The organism is Idiomarina loihiensis (assembly GCF_024584785.1).
Lineage (GTDB): Bacteria > Pseudomonadota > Gammaproteobacteria > Enterobacterales > Alteromonadaceae > Pseudidiomarina > Pseudidiomarina fusca.
Genome location: NZ_CP074112.1, coordinates 90,370 through 114,173, shown reverse-complemented (window position 1 = coordinate 114,173; position 23,804 = coordinate 90,370). Strand labels below are relative to the sequence as shown.

General features: G+C 46.5%; 19 protein-coding genes. 10 read left to right on the top strand and 9 right to left on the bottom strand.

Going from position 1 to position 23,804, the window contains the following annotated elements; translation table 11 throughout:
• Positions 1 to 49 precede the first annotated feature (49 nt).
• On the bottom strand, positions 50 to 2,278 hold the full coding sequence (locus tag KGF88_RS00515; protein WP_153826200.1) for a TonB-dependent receptor: 2,229 nt from the start codon (positions 2,276 to 2,278) through the stop codon (positions 50 to 52).
• Positions 2,279 to 2,560: 282 nt separating this feature from the next.
• Between KGF88_RS00515 and KGF88_RS00510 the strand changes: the two genes are divergently transcribed.
• The 3 genes from KGF88_RS00510 to KGF88_RS00500 are packed head-to-tail and all read left to right on the top strand — an operon-like array spanning position 2,561 to position 6,770.
• Positions 2,561 to 3,856, top strand: coding sequence for a GntP family permease (locus tag KGF88_RS00510; RefSeq protein WP_153826201.1), 1,296 nt, complete (start codon positions 2,561 to 2,563; stop codon positions 3,854 to 3,856).
• Between the two features lie 17 nt (positions 3,857 to 3,873).
• Positions 3,874 to 5,541 carry a long-chain fatty acid--CoA ligase gene (locus tag KGF88_RS00505; RefSeq protein WP_228759472.1) on the top strand — a complete coding sequence of 556 codons (1,668 nt, stop codon included), beginning with the start codon at positions 3,874 to 3,876 and terminating at the stop codon, positions 5,539 to 5,541.
• A complete protein-coding gene (locus KGF88_RS00500; protein WP_228759473.1) occupies positions 5,538 to 6,770 on the top strand; it encodes an E22 family MetX-like putative esterase in 1,233 nt (410 codons plus the stop codon). Before KGF88_RS00505 ends, KGF88_RS00500 begins: the two co-directional genes overlap by 4 nt.
• An 85-nt stretch (positions 6,771 to 6,855) precedes the next feature.
• Here the strand turns inward: KGF88_RS00500 and KGF88_RS00495 are convergent, their stop codons facing one another.
• The gene (locus KGF88_RS00495; protein WP_153826202.1) at positions 6,856 to 8,640 is read right to left on the bottom strand and encodes a TIGR03545 family protein; all 1,785 of its coding nucleotides are present in this window, start codon (positions 8,638 to 8,640) and stop codon (positions 6,856 to 6,858) included.
• Between the two features lie 4 nt (positions 8,641 to 8,644).
• On the bottom strand, positions 8,645 to 9,151 hold the full coding sequence (locus tag KGF88_RS00490) for a TIGR03546 family protein (RefSeq protein ID WP_110075826.1): 507 nt from the start codon (positions 9,149 to 9,151) through the stop codon (positions 8,645 to 8,647).
• Between the two features lie 160 nt (positions 9,152 to 9,311).
• Between KGF88_RS00490 and KGF88_RS00485 the strand changes: the two genes are divergently transcribed.
• Both KGF88_RS00485 and KGF88_RS00480 read left to right on the top strand, forming a co-directional pair.
• Positions 9,312 to 10,775, top strand: a complete 1,464-nt coding sequence (locus tag KGF88_RS00485; protein ID WP_153826203.1) for a RimK family protein — start codon at positions 9,312 to 9,314, stop codon at positions 10,773 to 10,775.
• On the top strand, positions 10,765 to 11,292 hold the full coding sequence (locus KGF88_RS00480) for a GNAT family N-acetyltransferase (RefSeq protein WP_153826204.1): 528 nt from the start codon (positions 10,765 to 10,767) through the stop codon (positions 11,290 to 11,292). Before KGF88_RS00485 ends, KGF88_RS00480 begins: the two co-directional genes overlap by 11 nt.
• Positions 11,293 to 11,337: 45 nt before the next feature.
• Here the strand turns inward: KGF88_RS00480 and glpQ are convergent, their stop codons facing one another.
• The 3 genes from glpQ to rcsF are packed head-to-tail and all read right to left on the bottom strand — an operon-like array spanning position 11,338 to position 13,926.
• Positions 11,338 to 12,495, bottom strand: coding sequence for a glycerophosphodiester phosphodiesterase (glpQ, locus tag KGF88_RS00475; protein WP_202912507.1), 1,158 nt, complete (start codon positions 12,493 to 12,495; stop codon positions 11,338 to 11,340).
• Entirely contained in the window at positions 12,477 to 13,520 is a 1,044-nt protein-coding gene (locus KGF88_RS00470; RefSeq protein WP_153826205.1) for a cysteine synthase A, read from the bottom strand. Before KGF88_RS00470 ends, glpQ begins: the two co-directional genes overlap by 19 nt.
• Before the next feature lie 25 nt (positions 13,521 to 13,545).
• Positions 13,546 to 13,926, bottom strand: a complete 381-nt coding sequence (rcsF, locus tag KGF88_RS00465; protein ID WP_153826206.1) for an Rcs stress response system protein RcsF — start codon at positions 13,924 to 13,926, stop codon at positions 13,546 to 13,548.
• Positions 13,927 to 14,303: 377 nt separating this feature from the next.
• On the opposite strand from rcsF, the gene KGF88_RS00460 reads away from it, so the two are divergent.
• Both KGF88_RS00460 and KGF88_RS00455 read left to right on the top strand, forming a co-directional pair.
• Positions 14,304 to 14,642: a P-II family nitrogen regulator gene (locus KGF88_RS00460; RefSeq protein ID WP_110075831.1), complete on the top strand. Its 339-nt coding sequence runs from the start codon at positions 14,304 to 14,306 to the stop codon at positions 14,640 to 14,642.
• Positions 14,643 to 14,654: 12 nt separating this feature from the next.
• Positions 14,655 to 15,827 (top strand): ammonium transporter, encoded by a 1,173-nt coding sequence (locus tag KGF88_RS00455; RefSeq protein WP_153826207.1) that lies wholly within the window; start codon positions 14,655 to 14,657, stop codon positions 15,825 to 15,827.
• Positions 15,828 to 15,851: 24 nt separating this feature from the next.
• On the opposite strand, the gene KGF88_RS00450 is transcribed toward KGF88_RS00455, so the two are convergent.
• Entirely contained in the window at positions 15,852 to 16,901 is a 1,050-nt protein-coding gene (locus KGF88_RS00450; protein WP_153826208.1) for an AI-2E family transporter, read from the bottom strand.
• 65 nt (positions 16,902 to 16,966) lie between these two features.
• On the opposite strand from KGF88_RS00450, the gene KGF88_RS00445 reads away from it, so the two are divergent.
• On the top strand, positions 16,967 to 17,461 hold the full coding sequence (locus KGF88_RS00445) for a DUF962 domain-containing protein (RefSeq protein ID WP_153826209.1): 495 nt from the start codon (positions 16,967 to 16,969) through the stop codon (positions 17,459 to 17,461).
• A 21-nt stretch (positions 17,462 to 17,482) separates the two neighbouring features.
• Here KGF88_RS00445 and KGF88_RS00440 read toward each other — a convergent pair whose 3' ends face one another.
• Positions 17,483 to 20,200 (bottom strand): putative bifunctional diguanylate cyclase/phosphodiesterase, encoded by a 2,718-nt coding sequence (locus KGF88_RS00440; protein ID WP_153826210.1) that lies wholly within the window; start codon positions 20,198 to 20,200, stop codon positions 17,483 to 17,485.
• Between the two features lie 15 nt (positions 20,201 to 20,215).
• Positions 20,216 to 20,866: an isoprenoid biosynthesis glyoxalase ElbB gene (elbB, locus tag KGF88_RS00435; RefSeq protein ID WP_153826211.1), complete on the bottom strand. Its 651-nt coding sequence runs from the start codon at positions 20,864 to 20,866 to the stop codon at positions 20,216 to 20,218.
• Positions 20,867 to 20,950: 84 nt separating this feature from the next.
• On the opposite strand from elbB, the gene KGF88_RS00430 reads away from it, so the two are divergent.
• Both KGF88_RS00430 and KGF88_RS00425 read left to right on the top strand, forming a co-directional pair.
• Positions 20,951 to 21,502 (top strand): DUF3750 domain-containing protein, encoded by a 552-nt coding sequence (locus KGF88_RS00430; RefSeq protein WP_153826212.1) that lies wholly within the window; start codon positions 20,951 to 20,953, stop codon positions 21,500 to 21,502.
• 93 nt (positions 21,503 to 21,595) lie between these two features.
• Positions 21,596 to 23,788, top strand: a complete 2,193-nt coding sequence (locus KGF88_RS00425; RefSeq protein WP_153826213.1) for an OsmC domain/YcaO domain-containing protein — start codon at positions 21,596 to 21,598, stop codon at positions 23,786 to 23,788.
• The last annotated feature ends 16 nt before the right edge of the window (positions 23,789 to 23,804 follow it).

Sequence of the window (23,804 nt, the reverse complement as noted above, 5' to 3'; positions counted from 1 at the left end):
AAAAGTCAGCGGTTACCAGTAATTATCTACTGATAACCGCCAAGTGGGATTAGAATTTGTATCCCACAGTCAGGGAGACTGTTCTTGGGTCGCCGTAATAGGCAACAATCGCATCATCGCCAAAGGTTGGCCCAAAGTTGTAACCACCAACACGATATTCTTCATCGGTTAGGTTCTTACCGTGTAGCCCCACATGCCAGTTACCACCGTTCTGATACCAAACTAGGCTGGTGTTAACTAAGCTGTAACTGCCTTGGTCTAACATTGATGGCGCTTCAAACATTTGGGTTTTGCCACGATAAGAATAGTTAGCTGACCACACGATCTGGCCCACTTCCGTATCAAAGGTCTTGTTGAAACCTAAGCTACCGGTCCATTCAGGCGTATTGGCAAATGACCAAGCATTGGTAACATCGGTGGTATCACCCGTGGCTGGCTCGGTATAGACGACTGAATCAAATTCAGCGTCGATATGACCCAACATAGCAGTGATATTGAAGGTGTCAGAAAGCGCAATCACACTCTCCACTTCAAAACCTTGCACCGTTGCTTGACCAGCATTAAGCACTTGCGAAGATACCCCTGATGGCACCACGCGCTGCACTGTCACTTGCATATCTTGGTAATCTGAATAGAACACGGAGGCATTCAAGCGCATCATGCCATCCATTAACTCAGATTTCATACCTACTTCAAAGGTATCTACGATTTCTGGATCATAAGGCTCAGAAATGGTTGGGTTTAGCGATTGGTCAGCACGCATGTCAACACCACCAGACTTAAAGCCATTACTGTAGCTACCGTACACCATCATATCGTCGTTGAGCTTATAATTAAGCGCTACGTGCGGTGAAAAACGGCTCCAGTCAGCTTTAGTGGTAAAGTCTGAGTTAACGGCAAAAGGTGTGCCAATATTTTGGTCATCTCGGTTAATGTAGTGCACACCTAGGTAGGTGATCCGTGATACATCAGCCTCTTTCTCATCTTTGGTATAACGGCCACCCAAGGTCAGAGTCAACTGGTCGGTAAAGCGATAGTTACCTTGACCAAACAGCGCCACACTATCAGTCTGTACACAACCGCCGTTATCGATGGTAACCCCACCCAACGCGGCTAAGTACATGGGGAGTACGGTACCAAACACACCACAGGCTTCGCCATCGTAGAAATAAACTCCACCCACAAAGTCAAAATTATCATTGTTACTGTAGTTTAACTGAAACTCTTGCGTGGTTTGGTCATCTTCATAAATGGCAGGCACCATGAAAATCGGCTCGCCGGTAGAGTTAAAGTCAATATTGGTATTAGTGTAGCCTTCACGGCGGGCTGTCACTGATTTAAAGCCCCAATTGGCATTGATATCCCAATCAACAACCATCGAGTAACCTTCAGTTTCAACCAAGTTATCCGTAGGCATAGCGGTATTTGAATCATACACGTTATCGTAAGGAGTTTGCCCGGTCACTAAACTCGTCACTAGGCGATGGCCGCCTTTAGAATTTGATTCATCTTTGGTTTTGTCGTAAGAAAACTTCACACTCAAATCTTCGGTGGCTAGCCACTTCGCACTCAAGCGCCCCGTCATTAAGTCTTTGTTATAGTTTTCTTCACCAGTATTGCGGAATTCACCAAAACCATCGCGCTGCAACGAAGCTAGTGCGCCACCAACAAAGAAATTATCGCTTAGGGCGGTTTGTCCGGATAGTTTTAAGTCACGTTGATTGAAGCTACCCACAGTACCCTGCACGCTGAGCTCGTTGTAGCCAGTCAACTCTTTAGTGACATATTTCACCGCACCACCGATGGTGTTTTTACCGTACAAAGTGCCTTGGGGACCGCGCAATACTTCAATACGCTCAAGATCGAACACTTCTAACACCGCACCTTGTGGACGCGCAACATAAACATCGTCGATGTAGACGCCAACACCAGGCTCAAATCCCCACAACGGATCTTGCTGACCCACCCCACGAATGTAAGCAGTTAGAGTGGAGTTAGTACCACGGCTTACCTGTATGGTAGCGTTCGGAACTCGTTGTTGGAGCTCGGTAATATCCTCGACACCAACCTCTTCTAAGTCGTTCGCACTAAATGAACTTACTGAAACGGGCACCTCTTGCAGGTTCTCTGTCTTGCGACGTGCGGTTACTTCTATACGTTCTAAACCTTTAAACTCGTCACTAGCAGCGGTATCGGCTTGCTGTGCCATAGCTGGCATCATCATCACCGATGTAATGGCGACTGCTACTAATGAGCGGCGAAACTTGGGTTGACTCATGATGTCGATCTCCCGGTTGTCTATGTTGCTGTATTGATAGATTGTTATTTTATTTACCCGGTGGTAGCTGCTGGCTCCGTTGAGCGAAAGCTGGCTACAACCTGATGCTTGTATGCATTGTTAGGTCATGGCCTGATTAAACTAGCTTAAAGTTTGAGCTTTGTATTCTGTACGTTAGTACTATGTTATTTAGTAAGGCAATATCGCATCATCAGCCACATAAGTGCAAAGTCCATCAGGTCATGGCCTTCCTGATAGCTCACTCGATAACGAGGTAACTGCATGTTAAGCATGATCGGTTTAGTAGGCGGGCTCGCTCTGCTTATTATTCTCACCCTGCGGGGAATGAATTTATTTATCAGCGCACCTTTGTGCGCGGTGGTCGTGGCCTTGTGCAGCAATGTGCCATTGTTTCAAGGCGAGGTAAACTTTGTTAGCGCCTATATGAGTGGTTTCGCTAGTTTTGTCGCTGCTTGGTTCTTTATGTTTTTATTGGGCTCAATGTTCGGTAAGTTCATGGAAGATACCGGCGCCGCCGATAGTGTGGCCAAATGGATCATCACCAAACTCGGGCGCAAGCAAGCTATGCTGGCAGTGGTGCTGGCTTGTGCTATTTTAACTTACGGTGGTGTGAGTGTGTTCGTGGTTGCCTTTTCGGTTTATCCGATGGCTCTATCACTGTTTAAAGATGCCAATCTGCCGCGCCGATTTATTCCCGCAGCATTAGCTTTTGGCTCGGTTACTTTCACCATGACCTCGGCCGGCTCACCAGAAATTCAAAACTGGATCCCGATTCAATACCTTGGCACCTCTCCCTATGCCGCTTGGGAAGTGAGCTTATTAGTAGCCGTGTTGATGGCAAGCTTTGGTTATTGGTGGCTCAATCGCCTGATCAACAAAGCCGTTGCTAATGGTGAAACCTTTCATAGCCGCGCTGATGACCCACAGCAACAAGAGCGTGAATTACCATCACCGCTGAGCGGTTTAGTGCCCTTAATTGTGGTATTGACGTTAAGCTTTATTTTTCATGATGAGCTTAAACAAAATGCGTTAATCATCGCCCTTACCGGTGGCGTCTTAAGCATTGCTATCATCAATCGTAAATTCTTTCAGAACCTTTCCAATGCTATCAGTGAAGCTTCAACCGGCGCTCTGGTAGCTATCGGTAACACGGCAGCTGTGGTGGGCTTTGGTAGCATTGCAAAAATCACCCCAGCTTTTGACCAAGCAGTTGCCATCATGACCAACTTACCCGGCAACGAACTGGTGGGTGCCGCGGTAGCTGTCAGTGTTATCGCTGGCTTAACAGGCTCTGCCTCTGGTGGCCAAGTTATTGCGTTACCGGTACTAGGCCCCCACTACATCGACGCTGGCGTTAATCCGGATCAACTCCACCGGATTGTTGCGATTTCTTCTGGCGCACTCGACTCTTTGCCACACAACGGTTACGTGGTCACGACCATTCGCGGTATCTGTAAAGAAACTCATCAAGCTGCCTATTGGCCGGTTGCCGCCGTCACTGTGGCGGTGCCGTTGATGGGGCTAGCGGTGGCTATTGGTTTATTCATTTGGTGGTAGGATAAGCAGGAATAACTATGTTTGAAACAACAACTCACGCAACCCCGCAACACCCAGCTGCCATGCAACGCAGCCAGTTGCTTATTATCGATCTACTCCGGCACGCCTGTCGGCGTCATCCACAGCAAAAGATTGTATCGCGCCGATTAGAAGGAGATATTCATAGCTACACTTATGTCGACTGTTATCAGCGTAGTTGTCAGTTGGCTCATGCTTTAACCGAATTAGGTGTGCAGCCAGGCGATAACATTGCGAGCCTCGCATGGAATACTTATCGGCATATCGAACTCTATTATGGTGTTAGTGGTATCGGTGCCGTCTTGCATACTGTTAACCCACGCCTGTTTGCTGAACAAATCAGCTGGATTATCAATGATGCTAAAGATACTTGGTTGTTTGTTGATTTGAGCTTTATCGATTTAGTCACTGAGATAGCCAGCCAGCTTAGTAGTATCAAAGGGATTATCGTATTAGCCGATAGCGCCCACCAGCCTGCGCTCACCAAAGTACCGCAACAGGTCCTCAACTACGAGCAACTGATCCAACCGCAACCCAACCAGTTTGATTGGCCAGCGCTGCATGAAGATAGTGCTGCTTTGTTGTGTTACACCTCAGGCACCACAGGCAATCCCAAAGGCGTGCTTAATTCTCATCGCGCTATGGTGCTGCATGCCCAAGCTACCGTCAGCCATGAACTGCTAGACTTGCGAAGTGACAGCGTACTGATGCCGATGGTAGCCATGTATCATGCTGGGGCTTGGGGTGCGCCCTACGCAGCTCCGCTAGCCGGCTGTAAATTAGTCCTCCCTGGCGCTGGCATGAGCGGCGAAGCCATGTATGAGCTTATTTCTGAGCAACAGGTTACGCTTGGTCTCGGGGTGCCTACTATTTGGTTAACCTTGCATAATTATCTTGCCGAGCAGCAAGCCTCGGTACCATCACTACAGCGAGTTTGTGTTGGTGGTGCTGCATCACCCTTGGGCTTAGTAAAAACCTTCGCAGAGCGGTATAACATTTACTGGCAACCTATTTGGGGGATGACTGAAACGGGTCCATTAGCTTGTTCGGCACCACCAGAGCCGGAGCTTATGGCATTACCCAAAGAGCAACGTTATGCCATTCAGACCACTGCTGGTAGAGCCTGTTTTGGGGTTGATATGATCATCGTCGATGCCGACGGCAAGCCATTACCTCACGACGGCGAAAGTAGCGGTGAGTTACGGGTGCGTGGCCCCTGGATTGCTGCTAGCTACTACCAACGCGAAGACCCTGAGGTGTTTGTTGATGGCTGGTTAGCCACCGGCGATATCGCAGTAATAGATCCGCATGGCTACATGAAGGTAGTGGATCGCAAAAAAGATGTGATCAAAAGTGGCGGTGAGTGGATCAGTTCATTAGAAATTGAAAACATTTGCAGCCAACATCCCGCCGTCAACGAAAGCTGTGTGATCGGCGTCAAGCATCCGAAATGGGATGAACGGCCGTTATTGCTGGTGGTCCCCAAAGCCAATACTGAGTTGAACAAGCAAGACATTTACCAATTCTTACAAGACCGCATTGCCAAGTGGTGGCTGCCTGATGATATTCTGATTGTTACAGAGCTACCCCATACCGGTACCGGCAAGCTCGTTAAAAATGAGCTACGCAGACAGTATCAATATTACTTAATGGAGCAATCTTCATGATGAATGCAAGTATACGTGTAAGTTCCCCCCTAACTGCGGTAGTTGGTTTGCTACTAACAGTTGCGCTACTCGCTGTTAGCCCAAACGCCGATGCTGCGGAGCCATTACTGGTTGAAAAGAAAAGCTTTACTACTCGCAATTTTGCTACAGTAAGTGGTGAGGTGATTCCTGAAGTAACCGTAGGCTGGGAAGCATACGGCGAACTCAATGCAGCCAAAGACAATGTGATTCTTATTACCCACTTTTTTTCAGGTAACAGTCATGCCGCCGGCAAATACACTCCTGAAGACCCCCTACCGGGTTATTGGGACGCTATCATAGGCCCAGGCAAAGCCATTGATACCAATAAGTATTATGTGGTTAGCTCAGATACTTTAGCCAATGCTTTTCCGGGCTTGCCCCATGTGATTACTACCGGCCCAGCCTCGCTTAACCCTGCTACCGGTAAGCCCTATGGTTTAGATTTTCCGGTGGTCACCATTCGTGATTTTGTTAATGTACAACATGCGTTATTAGAGAGCCTCGGAGTAACCTCGCTGCACGCAGTAATTGGTGCCTCGATGGGCTCTTTGCAGGCGATTGAGTGGGCAGCTGCCTATCCAGATATGGTTGAACGTATGGTTTCGGTGATTGGTACCGGAGCTATGGATGCTTGGACCATAACAGCCCTTGAACATTGGGCGCGTCCGATCAAAGCGGACCCAAACTGGAACCAAGGCGACTATTATGAAGGCGAGAAACCCCTAGTAGGGCTCACCAGTACCTTAGCTATGATCACTCAGCAAGCCATGCATCCACTAAGTATGAACATGCGAGCACCACAACAGCCAGTGTTACCTGAGGCAGGTCTAGCCAGCGTAACCAACAGTTTACCGGCCTTAGATTTTCTATTTAATGCTGCAGCTGGGCAAGCACCCTTAGCCGATGCTAACCATATTCTCTATCTTGTACGAGCTAACCAATTGTTTGTAGCTGGGCACGAACAAGATTTAGCAACTGGGCTGGCCAAAATCAAAGCTAAAACCTTATTCTTACCGGCCAAAAATGATTTGCTATTACAGCCGTATATGGCGCAGCAGAGCGTTAAATTGTTACAAGCGCAAGGCAAAGATCCTCAGTATGCTGAAATCGAAGGTATTTGGGGACACTTAGATGGTATTTACAGTATTAGCAGTAAAGCAGACCTGCTCGCTGAGTTTATTAATTCTCCAACCGCAACTAGCAACTAAAGAGTAGATGCGCAATAAAAAAGCCAGCGAGCTCATCAGGCAAGCTGGCTTTTTATTGTCACAAACTTCTGGCTTAGTTAAGGCATTAGCCGCCAAACAGGCCCTTTAGCTTATCCTTGACCGAATCTTTGAGCTTGTCTTCCACTTTGGCCTGTAGCATCTCTTGCAGTTGCTGGTCACGTTGCTCGGCATCACCAAGCAGGCCTATTAATTGCTCTAGATCCGCCTGATTCTCACCTAAAAATCCATCACTTTGCTGCTGCAAGCTTCCACTAAACTCAGCCAATTGGGTTCTACCAGCGGCCATAACTGAGCTCTTGAGCGCATCGCCTAACTGACGATCTAAATCTGAGCTTAAATTAAACGACGGCTGCAATAATTCACCACTGATATCCGCACGAATATCCAACCGTTGTAAAGTCTTCAGTGCGTCAGCAACCACTTGGGTCCAGCGATTATCAGCTTCAGCGAGCACCTCAAGTTGGGTTAACTTAACGACCCCGCCCCCATCAAACTGATTATTACGCAAGCCAATAGAGCCCTCACTATCAAGCAACGCTGATGCAATAGAAGCGATAAATTCACTACGCTCACTCAGCGCCAATTGCTGCAGTTGAATCCCTTGCACTTGCCATTGTTGTTTGGCATCTAATCCATCCGCAGTAAAGGCCATTTCACCATTAAGACTAAGTGCTTGCCACAAGGCCGAGTTATCAGCTCGAGCAATAAAGGTGGTAGGCTGTCCCAATTGTTCATGTTGATGCGTGATATTGCTCCAATTCACGTCGAGTAGGGTGTCATTCCAGACAAATTCGGTGATAGCTTTTTTGATTAAAAAGCTTGGTGGCTCTGACTTATCCGTAAACTCAAACCAAATTCCCTCACCTCGTTGTGGTTTAACCAATTCTTCATTTGCTGATTTGGCTAACATCGGCGCCAACTGTTCGTAAGCTAATAAAATATATTGGCTCCACTGACGCATTTGTTCACCAAATAACACTGCGGTAATTTCATTCAACCCTTCACTATTGAGCTGAATCAGTTGCTCAACCCGCGCTAAATCTTGTTCCGGTGCATCTTTAACGCGCTCAACATCGGCTTTTAACACCTCTACCGATTGCTCAACTACCGCTTTGAACTCTACCAAGCGCTCACGATCGGCCTTAAACCTAGCTTGTAACGCCTTTAATTTATCTCGCAATTGTTGTAATTGCTGGGGCGTCTCGACCTTGGTATCTGTAAGTGCTTTTAGTTCTGCTTGGTAAGACTTTAAGTCTTCTTCGCTGGGAATATTAGCTTGCGCCTGTTTGACTCGCTCCTTTTGCTCAGCGAAGTTTGTCTTGGCTGCAGCAATCGCAGCCGGTGTCTGTAAATCGACCCGCGCCACTATCTCGTCAACGTCTGGCAATTTCACATTAAGCGAGTCTAAGCCTTGTTTCGCCCACGTAGACAGCTCATCTTTACTTGGTGCTTGGTAAACTTCACCGGCACTAGCTCGTTGTTGATGAACCCGAATACCACTGCTCACCACTTCTTCAAAATGAAACCGCCCCAACAGCAATTGCTCGACATTCAAATTGCCACTGATTTGGCCAATTTGCAGACGGTTGAACTCTGGCTGACCAGGATCCGTCACTTCAATCCCAGTTATTGTTAGACCGAGCGGTGACCAGCTATGTTCGACCTTAGCAATATTCACTTCTGCGCCATTGAGAGTGCCCACCGTGCGTTCCAATGTCCAACGCAAAATGGTATCTAGCAGCAGCCACGAAAAGGCCACCAGCAGCGCACAAATGACCACGAAAGCAGCTAAGCCAGGCCAACGAATAGCACTTTTACGAACGGGTTTGGCAGTTGTTTTAGTCGTCATCAGCTTACCCTCGCAAGTTTGCGTAAATGGTCCAGAACTTGTTTGCTTTCAGCAGTTGCACAATGCGTAACTTATTAAACCAAGCCTGAATACGATGCCGGTACTGGGTCACAATTACAGCGCTAACCACGGCTAAAATTGGCGCAAAAGCTAAACTGAGTAACAAGCTACCCAAGGTAATGGTGTGCTGGAATTGTACGACCCGCCAAAAGGCCGATTGATACATGGCTTGCCAAAGTGGCTGCCAGCTTTCGTGAGCTAGTAAATAATAACCAAATTGGTGAAACAGGGGATCAAGCAAAAAGGCAATGCCTGAACACAGGATAAAACTTAAAATAAAACCGGTGAGGTTTACTCGAAAGATTAAAGCGATCAGTAAAATCACTAAATTATGCACCCGCCACAATGGTGTGAACCCCATCATCATCCCTAACACAAAAGCGAAGGCGAGCGCCCATACTCCCGATTCAGAGTTGAGCGCCTTTAAAAATTTCGCTAACAACGTCAACATAATCTAAGCTCCAAGCTATATTGGTAATCTCAAGAATAGCTTAACTAAAATCTAAGAGCTAAGGAAACAAACAATATTTACCAAAAATACCCATTTTTACCTCTTGTATTTTTGCTAAATTAAGCCTAAATATGCGCAGCAAATTCGCACTGGAGCTATCATGCAAAACTCGGCTTTAATCATCCTTGATGATATTACTGATTGGCAACCCTACTACCCTAGCCAATCAACTGTTACCGCTAGTGAATACTTACTTCAACAGTCAAGTAAAACGCGCACGCAAATTCTAAATTTATGTGGTGACCTGAGCTATTTATCAACCGGTTACTACGTTAGTCTATTGGCTGAAGCACGCGGTCAGCGAGTCTTACCTTCAGTGATGACCATTAACGACCTAGCGAACTTTTCTCATTACCAATTGCTGTTGGCCAATACTGATAAACAACTCAATAAGTTCTTAGCTAAAGCTGACAGCAGCAGTTCCTTTAAAGTATTGATTTGCTTTGGACAAAGCGAGCATAGCTTGCTTAATAATTTTGCGCGGCAAATATTTGACCGTTACCCATGTCCGATTATTTGGGTCGAGTTTAGCTATCAGGGCCGTTGGTTTATTAATCAGTTACATGCCGGTAGCTTGGCTGATTTAAGTGATCAGCAACAGACATTTTTTGGTAATTCACTTGATAGCTTTAGCAAGCGCGTCTGGCGCAAAGCCCGCACACGTAAAGAATATCGCTACGATTTAGCTATTTTGCACGATCCTGATGAGCCTATTCCTACCAGCGATAAAAAGGCGCTGCAAAAGTTTATTCGGGCGGCAAAAGATGCCGATATTGAAGCTGAGTTGATTACTGCTAATGACTTTAATCGGCTATTAGAGTTTGATGCTTTGTTTATTCGAGAAACGACTCGGATCAACCATTACACCTATCACTTTGCCAAGAAAGCAGAGGCTAATGGCATGGTGGTTATTGATGCACCCCACTCCATCTTGCAGTGCGCCAATAAAGTGTTTTTAAAAGAATTACTCGATAAGCACGAGATACCTACGCCTCGCACTGAACTATTATTGAGCCAACAAGCGATTGACTACGAGAAGATCGGTGAGCGCTTGGGCTATCCGGTGGTGTTAAAAATTCCAGATGGGTCGTTTTCTATTGGTGTCGAAAAAGCAGAAAATGCTGAAGAATTTAGGCGTGTAGCGCTAGAACTGTTTAAAAAATCGACCATCTTGCTGGTTCAAGAATTTGTCAAAACCGATTTTGACTGGCGCATTGGCGTCCTCAACAATCGCCCGATTTATGCTTGCAAATACTTTATGGCACGTAATCATTGGCAAATTTACAACCATGCCAGTAGCACCAGTCGTGCTAAATCGGGTGGTTTTGAGACCGTAGGCGTGCATCAAGTACCTCGGGATGTGGTCAAAACAGCCCTGCAAGCAACACGCTTAATTGGGGATGGGTTGTATGGAGTGGATATGAAACTCAGCAACAAAGGGCCGGTAGTAATAGAAATTAACGATAACCCGTCCATCGACTCGGGAGTTGAGGATCTTCTGCTTGGTGATGAGTTATATCATCTTATTATGCGCGATTTTGCCCGGCGTTTAGATGAAAAATAAATCAACCGCGACGGCTGCGACCACACGCAACAGCAGCGCTTGGCACATTCGCCAAGCACTGTTGGCTGATGTACCTGCTCTAGTCGCCCTAGAACATCAAGTGTTTGACTATAGCAGAATTGGTCGAGCTAGTTTTCGACGTTTGGTTCAGCGCCCTAGCGCTCGAGTCTATGTTGCTTACAATGATGGCCAGCAACTGTTGGGATATTATTTGTTGTTAACTCGCAAGAACAGCCGCAAGTGGCGCATTTATTCTATTGCCACTGCGGCAGCTGCACGTGGTACGGGTCTTGGCAAAGCCTTGCTCCGTCACGCCATGCACTTAGCGCAGCAAGCCGGCGCTAGTGCGCTGAGTCTTGAGGTACGTACCGATAATCATGCAGCTATCGGGCTCTATCAAGCGCACCACTTTGCGGTCGTTGATGTGCTGCCGGGATACTATGATGATGGTGACAGCACTGAGGCCAGCAACGACGGCTACCGAATGCAAGTGACTTTTGCCGAATTAGCGGATTAACCCTGAGGGTGGTCAATATTCTGTGTCAGCCAAGTTTTCATAGATCTATAAATCAGGAAAGTCAGTAAAAATCCCGTCTACACCCAGTTCAGTCAACGCTTTTTTTAGCTCTTCATAGGAAGCAAACCCTGATGGCAGTTGATCTGCTCGCAAGGTATACACGTGCACTTTTAAACCTGCTTGATGAGCGTGTGGCACCACTTCTCGCCAACGCCAGCGTTGGGCAGCTGCTAACCATGACGACTGAGCTGTTGAGGATTGTGCAGTGGCGGCCGGTGCTAACGCATCCGTGCTTTGCACCGCTGGCCCTTGATACAAATGGTCAAGCCATATGCCAACACCATCGGCGTACGAACTCAATGTTTCTAGGCCAGCAGCCGTTAGCATAAGATTGTAATCGACCGAGCTTTGGTTCCAACGATTGTCAGCAATCAATTGAATCAGCGGAATCTCAGTCAAAAATTCGCGCTTCAAGCGGCGCAAAACTTCAGGGTCAAAACTTTGTAAATAAATGGGAGTTGCGGGTACAGGATCAGTATAACCGTACTTACCTAGCACTTGCATCACTGCCGCGGGTAGGTCGTAGTTCTGTTGCTGATGCCAAGGCGCATTCTTTAGTTCAACATAGATGCCGGTATTGCGCTTAAAACTATGGTTTAAGCCTTGCACCAATTCAATACTTTCAGCTAATGACATCACCCTAAAGCGCCCTTTATTGTGAGGAAAGCGCGCAGGATATTGTTGCTTAGCGGAGCCTTTTGCGCCGGCTTTAGTATGCTCACTACGTTCATGAAAATTAAGCTGCTGCAGTTCTGCGAAGGTAAAATCTAATGCATAGTAGTGACCATTAGGGCGCTTTTTATCTGGAAAAACCTCAGCAACATTGCTCACCGCGTCTAATTGCAAGTCATGTAATACCACGGGCACATGATCACGGGTTAAAACCACATCTTGTTCAATATAGTCCGCACCCTGGGCAAATGCGATGGCAACCGCAGCCAAACTATGCTCCGGTGCGTAACCAGATGCACCGCGATGAGCGATGATGGTTAAAGGCGCACCTTTCTTAACTGACTCGGCCGCTGCTTGCGGTTGATTCTCAGCTTCATAAATCGCGGCATAACTAGGCAGAATAAAAAGACTCAGAAGGCCCATCCAAGTGACTGCCAAAGCTGGCAATGCTTTCACGCTTGTCGATACCATACCTTATCTCCCTGGTCGCGATAGCGAGCTAACAACTCATGGATAGGTTCAGGCTGCAGCGCGAGTCCACGCTGCTGCAAATAATCATCGTTGTACAACTTACTCGCTGAACGCTCACCCAAATCACAAGCAAAAGTTACGATGGTTTTACCTGGACCATGCAACGCCGCAGCTTGCAAAGCGCCGGCAACGTTCAAACAAGAGCTACTACCCAGTACTAAGCCTTCCGTATCCCGAATATAGCGCGATAAGCTCACGAGGTCTTGGTCAGGTAAGTTTACGGCAGCGTCTATTCGTGCTTGCTTGAAGTTTTCGACCAAACGCATGATACCAATGCCCTCGGTAAATGAACTTCCTTGGCTGATGTACTCACCTTGTTTTAAATAGCTGTAGATACCTGAGCCATCCGGGTCCGCTAACCATACTTGCAGATCTGGATTTTGCTCTTTTAAGTACATGGAGTTACCTGCAATGGTGCCACCGGTACCGGCTACCGAAACAAAAATATCCACTTGCCCGTGAGTTTGCTGCCAAATTTCGGGCCCGGTCATCAGGTAATGCGCTCTGGCGTTGCTCGTATTTTCGAACTGATTAGCCCACCAATAATCCTCACGGCTTTCAGCTAAGCGACGCGCCGTATGATAAAAGTGATTGTCATTTTTGAAAGGCACTGGGTCCACGGTTTTTAACTGGGCGCCGTGTAGAGTAATCATGCGTTCTTTTTCTTTCGACTGGTCGTTTGGCATCACTGCCAACATTTTCAAACCAAACGAACTAGCAACCAATGCTAAGCCGATTCCGGTATTACCTGCGGTACCTTCAACAATAGTCATACCCGGCTGTAATTCGCCGCTGGCTAGGGCATCTTTAATAATCTGCAATGCCGCTCTATCCTTTATCGAGCCACCCGGATTTTGTGATTCTAATTTCACTAAAATCTCACAGCCGGTTAACTCGGATAGACCATTCAAACGCAGCATATCGGTTTGTCCAATCAAATCAGCATTACGTTTTGCTACTTTCATGATGGCTCCTTACTTCTTTTCACTTTTAGTTTAGTGGCTGCATTTGATAGGCGTCACCCTCACACAACCAACGCAAGCGACACTGTGCTGATTCGGCTTTGATGCATTGCTTTAATACTAGTGCATTGGCTCCTAACTCCGCAGCCGCTTGCTTTAACTGCAACAAAGCTTGCTGCTGGCTCGGTTCTTGGTTCCAAAAATGCGCTTGGCAAGATTCGCCAGCAACAGCGCCTAAACTCGTAAAACTAACATCAGTGCGAGATAACTCGTAAGGTCGAATAAACTCAACCGTATCCTGCAGCTGTTGCTGCTGTGCTGTGGTATCAGGGACGGGTGCGGCGCAACCACTGATGGCAACGACTAGCGCCAGCATCAAGCTTAACCCTATGGCATGAATGATATTCATCACTACTCCTATACGAGTAAGTTAGTTTGCAACCAAATCTGTTGACTTATCATAACGTGAGCTACGCAGCGCATACAGTCATTGCGGCTAAATTAATCTAGTTTATTTGATTATATCTTAGTGCAATCACTACTAACAAAGACCTGTTGGCAAGCGGATCGCTGCACTGTAATGGTGCGAATTCGCCTATTCTCCGGGTAGTCGTGCTCGATTTGTGAGCAACGCGTTATCTTCCTTTATCTTCATCTGCACCTCACTATTTCTCGCCACGCCCCACCGCAACAGCACGCGCTGATGTTTTCTAAAACTTGGCACATGGCTTGCAACAGGCTGTATGAACTCAGTAAACCTTTATTCACCTAAACAGGAGCTACACCATGCAACTTGTTATTGCAATCATCAAGCCCGCTAAGCTAAGCGACGTGCGTGAAGCATTAGCTGAGCTTGGTTGTCAGGGCATGACCATTACCGAAGTGCGAGGCTTTGGTCGGCAAAAAGGGCATACCGAATTATATCGGGGCGCTGAATACCGCATCGATTTTTTACCCAAATTACGGATTGATCTTGCCGTGACCGACGAACAACTAGAAAACGTGGTGGAAACCATCCGTGATGCAGCTTTTACCGGTAATACTGGCGACGGCAAAATTTTTGTCTGCCCACTGACCCATGTGATTCGTATTCGCACTGGCGAAACTGACCGCAGTGCTATTTAGGAGAAACCGACAATGACAGTCACCGATTTAAGTTACGCTCTTAATACTTTTTATCTACTGGTAAGTGCTGCCCTAGTCATGTGGATGGCAGCTGGATTTGCCATGCTCGAAGCTGGCCTCGTGCGCAGCAAAAACACCACCGAGATTCTAGTAAAAAACATCCTACTTTATGCGATTGCCTGCCTCTGCTATTTACTTGTCGGTTATACGCTAATGTACGGCAGCCCAGATGTCACCGACTTTGCGCCACAGGCGAACTTTTTCTTTCAAGTCGTTTTTGTGGCAACCGCTATGTCGATTGTATCTGGTGCAGTTGCCGAGAGAATGAAATTAACTAGTTTTTTACTCTTTGCAGTCGTCATGACTAGCTTCATTTATCCTATTCAAGGGTCTTGGAGTTGGGGTGGCGGGTTTCTAGCTAACGCTGGCTTTATTGATTTTGCTGGCTCGGGTATTGTTCACCTTGCCGGCGCCGCAGCTGCTCTAGCTGGGGTGTTACTACTCGGCCCACGCAAAGGTAAATACGGACACAGCGGCAATATTTATGCCATTCCTGGTGCCAATATGCCTCTTGCAGCCCTTGGAACCTTGATTTTGTGGTTAGGCTGGTTTGGTTTTAACGGTGGTTCTCAACTAAGTATTGTCGGCCAAAACAACAGCTCTGCGGTAGCTCAAATTTTTGTGAATACTAATACTGCGGCAGCAGCGGGAGCTCTTGCCGCATTTCTGCTGGTGCGTATCATCTGGCGTAAATCAGACCTGACTATGATCTTAAACGGCGCTCTCGCTGGGTTAGTAGCTATCACTGCTGAGCCAAGTGCCAGTTCAGCGATAACCGCTAGCCTCATCGGCTTGGGTGCTGGGGTGTTGGTTGTGGTTGCCATCATTGGGCTTGACCGAGCTCATATTGATGACCCCGTTGGTGCCATTTCTGTTCATGGGGTTTGCGGCATCTACGGCCTACTGATGGTCAGCATGACCCATCCTGAAGCCACTCTACTAACTCAGCTGTACGGTATTGCGGTGATTTTTGTTTGGGTGTTTAGCCTAAGCCTACTTATTTGGTGGCTATTGCGGGTCACCATGGGTACTAGGATAAGTGCCGAACACGAATACAGCGGCGCCGATATTGCTGATTGCGGAGTTGAGGCCTACCCTGAATTTGTTTACGGCAAAACCAAGTAACGATAACGCCCTGTAGGAGCTCTCCTACAGGGTATTGTTATTATAGTCTTGCATAAAAATCTGCCAAGTTGCCATAAACAAAGCAGCAATGAGTGGCCCAATCACAAACCCATTAATACCAAACAGAGTAATTCCGCCTAGGGTAGAAAACAACACAATGTAGTCTGGTAACTTGGTATCTCGGCCCACCAAAATGGGGCGTAACACATTGTCCGCTAAGCCAATAATAATGGCGCCATAGGCAAGCAAGATGGTGGCGCTTATCCAAGCTCCGGTGGCATATAAATAAAGGCTAACCGGCAGCCAAATAAGTGCTGCTCCGACCGCAGGAATCAGCGATAAAAACGCCATAATAACGCCCCACAACAAGGGGCCAGGAATATCCAAAATCCAAAAGATAATGCCGCCAAGTGCTCCCTGTACGATGGCCACCACCAGATTACCTTTTACCGTTGCTCGCGTTACTTCAACAAACTTTTGAAATAACTGATGCTCACGTTCATCCCCTAGCGGCAAGGCTTTAATTAACAAACGCCGTAACTTACGGCCATCTCGTAATAAGAAAAATGCTAAGTACATCATTAAGGCAGTACTGATTAAAAAGCTAAAGGTGTTTTGCCCAATCACCAACGATTCTTTGGCAAGATACTTGCTTACCGCTTGGATAGCACTGACCACTTGTTCCCGAATATCATTAGGATTAATACCCAGCTCTTCTAGCGCTTGGTCTACAAACGGATAAGCATCCCGCAGCTGCTGCAAGATAGCACGCGGGTCAATTTCACCGGAATCTAGTTGCTGGTAAAACTTGAGGCCTTCTTGTACAAACGCAGTAGCTAAAAAAACCAACGGTAACACCACTATGGTCATGCAAATCAATAGGGTGATAAATGCATGGGTATTAGGATAATGACCAAATTTAGCGCGTAAGCGCAACTGCAACGGAGAAAAAATAACAGCAACGGCACAAGCCCAAAAAATAGCGGACCAAAAGGGTTCGAGAATAATACCAAAGGCGAAGGTCACTGCTATGAGTAAAATAATAAAGGATCTAAATTCTAATTTTTCTCGCATGGTTGCGCCTTGTTGGGTAAAAGAATACAGTTAATATTGGCAATATTCCTTGAGATGAGCAAGCTATGAAAACAATAACAGACCATTTAGCCGGCTATGCTGCGTACCATCGCGATCGCAGAAACATATACACTCACTTGGTAGGGATTCCGATGATTGTTATCGCTATCGAGATCTTACTGTCGCGACCCAGCGGTATCATCATGGGGGTACCACTCTCCCCTGCTATTCTTGTCAGTGCCCTAGCTGCACTCTTCTATCTTAAATTAGATGTGTTTTTAGGAATACTGATGACGTTGCTGCTAGGCTTAGCCGTATGGTTAGGCAGCCATGTTGCCTTGTTACCTACCAGTGCTTGGCTCAGCTGGGGCATCGGCTTATTTGTGATCGGCTGGGTATTTCAGTTCATTGGCCATTATTACGAAGGACGCAAACCAGCATTCGTAGACGATATTATGGGCTTAGCTATCGGGCCTTTATTCGTCGTTGCTGAAGTGGTTTTCATGCTCGGTTTAAAAAAACCACTGCATCAGGCCATTGAGGCAAGATTCAGCTCGTAACTGCAAAGGGGAATGTCAGCATCAGCTCGACGATCCCCCGGCTGCTGCTGAATGGTTCTGCAAAAAGACTTCAAGTTCGTTAATGGGCATTGGGCGCGCATAAAAATAACCTTGAGCCCGGTTGCAACCAATCTCACGAAAGTAATTAGCCATAGCCGCCGTCTCAACGCCTTCTATGACCACTTGTTTGCCAATTTCCTGGCAAATGGTAACCAGCATGGTAACAATTCGCGCCTGTTTAGCATCTACCAGAACATCTTGCGTGAACGACCGATCAAACTTAATACAATCAGCCGGTAGCTGGTACAGATAAGATAGACTTGAATAACCGGTACCAAAATCATCAATAGCAATACTACATCCCAGCTCAGTTAACGATGCTAAGCTGGTTTGCGAACCTGCCGAGTGCTCAATAAAGTCACTTTCTGTGAGCTCAAGCACTAGCTTGTTTGCGTTAACTCCATAGCGCTGCAGCTGAACCTCCAAGAAATCAGCAAATGGATAACGCTTTAATTGCTGCGATGATACGTTTATCGCCACAGTCAGTAATTGTAAGCAGCTATGGCTCCCTATATCGGCTAATACCTGCTGTACCACTAATTCACCTAGTTGGATGATTTGACCGGTTCGTTCTGCAATAGGAATAAATACAGCGGGTGAAATATGGCTACCGGTGTCGGTTTGCCAACGAACTAGACTTTCAACACTAACGATGGCTCCTGTTTGGAGATCAATAATCGGTTGATAAACTACTTTCAGCTGGCGTCTATCCAGGGCTTTCTGAAGTTCATTTCGAATGGATACTATGGTGCGATAATTATCTGCCATTTCTTCCACAAAAAAGCGATAGGTGTTGCCACCTGCTTGCTTGGCTGCCGACATAGCTACATCGGCTAATTGAATCAGCTGTTGTTGCGACTGAGCGGCAATGGCTGTATGAGCAATCCCAATACTCGCGGTAAGATGTAATTCAAATCCTTCCACATCAATTTGTTGACGCACTGCAGCTAGTAAATTTTCTGCTAGGTGTTGGGTTTGTTGCTCGTCTAACTGGTCCGAAAATACAATAAATTCATCACTACTGAAACGAGCAATAGAACAGTTATTTGGGCACTGCTGGCTGATCCGAGCGCCGATAATCTTTAATACTTGATCACCTAACGAGTGGCCTAAACTGTCATTAACTGGTTTAAAACCATCAAGATCAATAAATAAAATCATGCTTTGATTGTTGGCTTGCGCAAAACTCGAGTTCATAGTTTCGCGCAGGGCATCACGACGCAATAGCCCCGTAATTTCGTCGTAGCGCGCTAACTGGTAAAACCGACTTTTTTCATGACGTAATTGTTTGGACCTATCTGCCGCTAAAATAAAAGTGAAACAGAATGCCAAGCTAGCCCACAAAATTAGTTGGTTTAGTTGGGCAAAGCCACGCACGCTTGCTTGGCTTGTTAAAAAAGCAACAAAATTCAGTTCGGCGTTGTAAGTGACGGGGGCTAACCTACTCAGATAATAAGGAAACTGTTGCTGTAATTCATTTAAAGTGAAAGTTTTGAAGCTAGCCGCATCAAGAGGAACCAACACATCTTGAGTTAATTGGATATATGTATTTAACCCAGAAAAACCGCGTAAATAATCTAAATTTGTAATCCTTTGAACATTTATCAACGCCACCACCACCAGCGGTTCGGCAGCTACTGCTGGCAACGGAACCTTGATTAATAACAACGGCTGGGGAGTTTGCAGAGAACCGCCATGAAGGGTTCGTTGCACACTATTATCAGCATCCTGCAACCAACCTACAAACATATCGGTTTTAAACATATCCAGTTCGAGCGCACTATCACTCAAACCATGAACTTGCACTAGTTCACCATTTTGACGAAGTAATAACACCCCATCAATTAGAGGATAATCACTGCTAAGAGCTTCACCATCACGGCTGATAATAGCTGGCAATTCAGTGGCACTGGCTTGTTGCCAACGCTCTTGGGCGCGGCGGAACATCTGTGTGGTTGACTCTAATCTATCCACAATAGCTTGCGATACAGTCGCAATTTTCAGCTCGGCTTGGGTCGTTTCATGTTGCACATTAAAGAGCGTTAACACAAACCAAATGGCATAGCCAGCCTGCATCACCAAGGCTGCTATCAATGCAGTTTTGGATAAACGCTGCTGCTTATTTGATAGTTTGTATCGTGAATGAATCCATAGCGCTACTCCGCCTAATAGCACCACCACGCTTAGAATCGAGATAGTAATTGGATTAGCTGGTTTAAGCGCCAGGATAGGAAACCACAATTGCAGTTGCATGTAGCAACCACCAAGCATCGCCGCCACGGCTGTAAGGCGCCAAATCATACGACCGCTAGCACTTGTTGCTTGCACCACAAAGGACACTGCTGCCCCCATGATTAAACTGATGATCAGCCCCATCGGGGCACTAGCTAATAATTGATTATCTCCCGCAATCACCAAGTAGAAACTGATAGCGCCAGTTGCTAACAATAAAATACCACTTAAACGCGCCCACCAACGCCATTGCAGCAGCGTAAAGAAAAACCCAAAGGAAACTAACAAACAAGCTGTTGCTAACGGTAAAGGGATAAGATGGAGGAGCAGATCCCATTGATAAACCAGCGCTTCGACCAAGCCCAACAAGCCGACGATCCAGAACAAACTGGTAATAGTGATATACACGGCTGCGGCCGCGGTACGGCTGAAATAATCAATCTTCATAAATGACCTATTACATTAGCTCCAAGCCAGTACTTGCGTGACCAATTTACCAATGCCCACGTCAGCTTCAGCGACCGATTGCGCCAGCATATAAGCAGGCGTCGTTACTACCTTGTGGTCCGCATCCACCACTATGTCATCTACTGTGCATTCAATATGTTCAGCTCCCATTTGCTGCAAGGCAGCCGCAGTATCAGCATCGTTACCTATCGTTAACTTAATTCCAGCCGGATAAACTAGAGGAAGCAGCGCAGGGGCAATACACATGTATCCAGCCGGCTTGCCTTGCTCCGCAAACTCAGTACACACGCGTTTTACCTCAGTATCAAGGGTTGCAGCAGCGCCTTGCAGCGCAAAATCACACAAGTTTTTCGCCACCCCGAAGCCTCCTGGAATAATCAATGCATCAAATTCCTCTGCCTGCAATTCTGTCAATGCCTGCACCTCGCCTCGGGCAATCCTTGCTGATTCTTGTAGTACGTTCCGTGAGCTAGCTTCGGTAGCTCCTGTCAGATGGTTTAATACATGATGCTGGGGTTTATCAGGGGCAAAGCATTGGTAGCTGGCGCTAGCTTTCGTTAAATGCAGCAAAGTTAACACCACTTCATTAATTTCACTGCCATCAAAAACACCGCTACCAGCTAGTATCACTGCAACTTTTTTCATCGGCTCCTACTCCTTTATGCTGTTATCACCGTATAAGATAGCTGATAGATTGATTGTTATTAAAGCTGAGATCAAGGGTGAATCATGTTGTTACGTATTACGCTACTAGTTTTGACTGTGCTATTAGCTGGCTGTTCTGGGTCGGATTGGCGCACCGCATCACGTGAGCCAGCCGGATTGGCTGTCGACCCAACTCAACATCCAGAGGCTGTGATCGAAGTTTACGCGGCTGATGCTTTTGGTTGGCGCGGCTGGTTTGCCGTGCATACCTGGATTGCCGTGAAGCCAGAAAATGCCCGTGAGTATACCGTACATGAAGTAGTGGGCTGGCGCGTGGATAGAGGGCAACCGGCACTCTACAGCTATCAAACCCCTACCCCAGATCGTTATTGGTACGGTGCTAAGCCAGAAAAATTATTAGAACTAAGAGGTGCTAATGCAGCTCAGTTGATACCGCAAATCGCCGCAGCGGCACAGCGTTATCCATGGGCCAATGAATACACCGCAGTGCCTGGACCTAATAGTAATACCTTTCCGGCTTGGATTGCGAAACAAGTACCCGAGCTTGGCTTGCAGTTACCCTTCAGTGCCATTGGTAGCGGCTATGCCGACAAGGATCCGAACAACGCTGATTAGTTCAGCTTAATTCTAGCTTGAACATAGCAAAACTTGCTAAATAAGGGATAATAGCCACCTAAATACATTCTTTTGTTGGTTAGGTGGCTACCCATGGAAATTAAAGTTAACTTTCTCGATAACTTACGGCTTGAGGCGAAGTTTGATGACTTCACCGTAGTGACCGATCAACCGATACGGTACAAAGGTGATGGTTCAGCTCCTAGCCCCTTTGATTATTTTCTTGCCTCTTCAGCCATGTGCGCTGCCTATTTTGTGAAAGTTTATTGCCTATCCCGCAATATTCCGACCGATAATATTCGTTTATCACAGAACAATATTGTTGACCCTGAGAATCGCTACAACCAAATTTTTAAAATCCAAGTTGAGCTACCAGAAGATATCTCAGACAAAGATCGCCAAGGTATTTTACGCTCTATCGATCGTTGCACCGTCAAAAAAGTAGTGCAAACTGGGCCTGAGTTTCAAATTGAGGTGGTGGAGAATCTGGATGAAGATGCTCAAGCCTTATTAATGGGTGCCCCAGAGGGTGGCAGCCTGACTTATATTGAAGGTAAAGATCTACCTTTAGAGCAAACCATTGCGAATATGACCCAGATCCTTGCTAATTTGGGTATGAAAATAGAAATCGCCTCGTGGCGCAATATAGTACCGCATGTTTGGTCGTTACATATTCGCGATGCAGCCTCTCCTATGTGCTTTACCAATGGTAAAGGCGCCACCAAAGAAAGTGCCCTAGCCTCAGCCTTGGGTGAATTTATTGAGCGTCTGAATTGCAACTTCTTTTACAACGACCAATATTTTGGTGAAACCATTGCTAACGCAGATTTTGTGCACTATCCCAATGAACGATGGTTTCAGCCAGGACCAAACGATGAGTTGCCAGAAGGGCTACTTGATGAGTATTGCTTAACGATTTATAACCCAGATGACGAACTCCTTGGTTCTCATCTAATTGACACAAACTCAGGACGCCGTGATCGTGGTATCTGTGCTCTGCCCTATGTGCGCCAGAGTGATGGTGAGACTGTTTATTTCCCTTCAAACTTAATTGAAAATCTCTACCTAAGTAATGGTATGAGCGCCGGCAATACGTTACCAGAAGCTCAAGTACAATGCTTATCTGAGATTTTTGAACGGGCGGTCAAAAAGTACATTATAGAAGAGGAAATTGCGCTACCTGATGTGCCCGCTGAAGTGCTGGCTAAATATCCAGCGATTGTTGAAGGTATTCAAGCATTAGAAGCACAAGGCTTTCCTGTGTTGGTGAAAGATGCATCGCTGGGCGGACAATTCCCGGTCATGTGTGTCACCTTAATGAACCCCCGCACTGGTGGTGTGTTTGCCTCCTTTGGCGCCCATCCTAGTTTGCATGTGGCATTAGAACGCAGCCTTACCGAGTTGTTGCAAGGGCGTAGTTTTGAGGGCCTGAATGACTTTATGCCTCCTACCTTCAATTCGATGGCGGTAACTGAACCCAATAACTATGTCGAGCATTTTATCGATTCTTCTGGGGTCATTTCATGGCGCTTCTTCAGTGCCCGCAGTGACTACGAGTTTGTTGAATGGGATTTTTCTGGCAGCAATAGCGAAGAGGTTACAGCGTTATTTGGTATTTTAGCTGAATTAGGACTAGAGGCGTACATGGCGGTGCATACCGATCTTGGTGCTCCAGTCTGTCGCATCTTAGTGCCCGGTTATTCTGAAGTTTACGCCATTGAAGATTTAATTTGGGACAACACCAATAAAGCGCTAGATTATCGTCATGATATTCTAAATCTACATCGTTTAAGTGATGCTGAATTAACCGATTTAGTGGATCGTTTAGAAGCAAGCCAATTAGACAACTACATTGATATCATTACCCTAATTGGGGTTGAATTTGATGAAAACACAGTCTGGGGTCAATTAACCATTTTAGAGCTAAAAATCTTGATCTACTTAGCATTAGGCCGTTCAGAAGAAGCTTATGATTTGGTTGAAGCCTTTTTGCAGTACAATGACAACACCGTGGCCCGCGGTCTCTTTTATCGCGCTGTAAGTGCCGTGTTAGATATCACTTTAGATGATGAGTTAGAGCTGGCCGATTATTTACCAAATCTACAACGCATGTTTGGTGAAGAAACCATGGCTGCGGTTGTCGGTAGTGTCGATGGCACCGTGCGTTTCTACGGCCTCACCCCAACTAATTCTCAATTAGAAGGGTTAGACCGTCATTTACGCCTCCTAGAAAGTTATCAAAAACTGCATAACGCACGCGCAGCTGCTGCTGCTAAACTGAGTTGAGGCCAGCAAGGGAATT

Excerpts from the sequence above, each read along its gene's own strand:
- KGF88_RS00515 (WP_153826200.1), bottom strand. The coding sequence starts at position 2,278 with ATGAGTCAACCCAAGTTTCGCCGCTCATTAGTAGCAGTCGCCATTACA.
- KGF88_RS00510 (WP_153826201.1), top strand. The coding sequence starts at position 2,561 with ATGTTAAGCATGATCGGTTTAGTAGGCGGGCTCGCTCTGCTTATTATT.
- KGF88_RS00505 (WP_228759472.1), top strand. The coding sequence starts at position 3,874 with ATGTTTGAAACAACAACTCACGCAACCCCGCAACACCCAGCTGCCATG.
- KGF88_RS00500 (WP_228759473.1), top strand. The coding sequence starts at position 5,538 with ATGATGAATGCAAGTATACGTGTAAGTTCCCCCCTAACTGCGGTAGTT.
- KGF88_RS00495 (WP_153826202.1), bottom strand. The coding sequence starts at position 8,640 with ATGACGACTAAAACAACTGCCAAACCCGTTCGTAAAAGTGCTATTCGT.
- KGF88_RS00490 (WP_110075826.1), bottom strand. The coding sequence starts at position 9,151 with ATGTTGACGTTGTTAGCGAAATTTTTAAAGGCGCTCAACTCTGAATCG.
- KGF88_RS00485 (WP_153826203.1), top strand. The coding sequence starts at position 9,312 with ATGCAAAACTCGGCTTTAATCATCCTTGATGATATTACTGATTGGCAA.
- KGF88_RS00480 (WP_153826204.1), top strand. The coding sequence starts at position 10,765 with ATGAAAAATAAATCAACCGCGACGGCTGCGACCACACGCAACAGCAGC.
- glpQ (WP_202912507.1), bottom strand. The coding sequence starts at position 12,495 with ATGGTATCGACAAGCGTGAAAGCATTGCCAGCTTTGGCAGTCACTTGG.
- KGF88_RS00470 (WP_153826205.1), bottom strand. The coding sequence starts at position 13,520 with ATGAAAGTAGCAAAACGTAATGCTGATTTGATTGGACAAACCGATATG.
- rcsF (WP_153826206.1), bottom strand. The coding sequence starts at position 13,926 with ATGAATATCATTCATGCCATAGGGTTAAGCTTGATGCTGGCGCTAGTC.
- KGF88_RS00460 (WP_110075831.1), top strand. The coding sequence starts at position 14,304 with ATGCAACTTGTTATTGCAATCATCAAGCCCGCTAAGCTAAGCGACGTG.
- KGF88_RS00455 (WP_153826207.1), top strand. The coding sequence starts at position 14,655 with ATGACAGTCACCGATTTAAGTTACGCTCTTAATACTTTTTATCTACTG.
- KGF88_RS00450 (WP_153826208.1), bottom strand. The coding sequence starts at position 16,901 with ATGCGAGAAAAATTAGAATTTAGATCCTTTATTATTTTACTCATAGCA.
- KGF88_RS00445 (WP_153826209.1), top strand. The coding sequence starts at position 16,967 with ATGAAAACAATAACAGACCATTTAGCCGGCTATGCTGCGTACCATCGC.
- KGF88_RS00440 (WP_153826210.1), bottom strand. The coding sequence starts at position 20,200 with ATGAAGATTGATTATTTCAGCCGTACCGCGGCCGCAGCCGTGTATATC.
- elbB (WP_153826211.1), bottom strand. The coding sequence starts at position 20,866 with ATGAAAAAAGTTGCAGTGATACTAGCTGGTAGCGGTGTTTTTGATGGC.
- KGF88_RS00430 (WP_153826212.1), top strand. The coding sequence starts at position 20,951 with ATGTTGTTACGTATTACGCTACTAGTTTTGACTGTGCTATTAGCTGGC.
- KGF88_RS00425 (WP_153826213.1), top strand. The coding sequence starts at position 21,596 with ATGGAAATTAAAGTTAACTTTCTCGATAACTTACGGCTTGAGGCGAAG.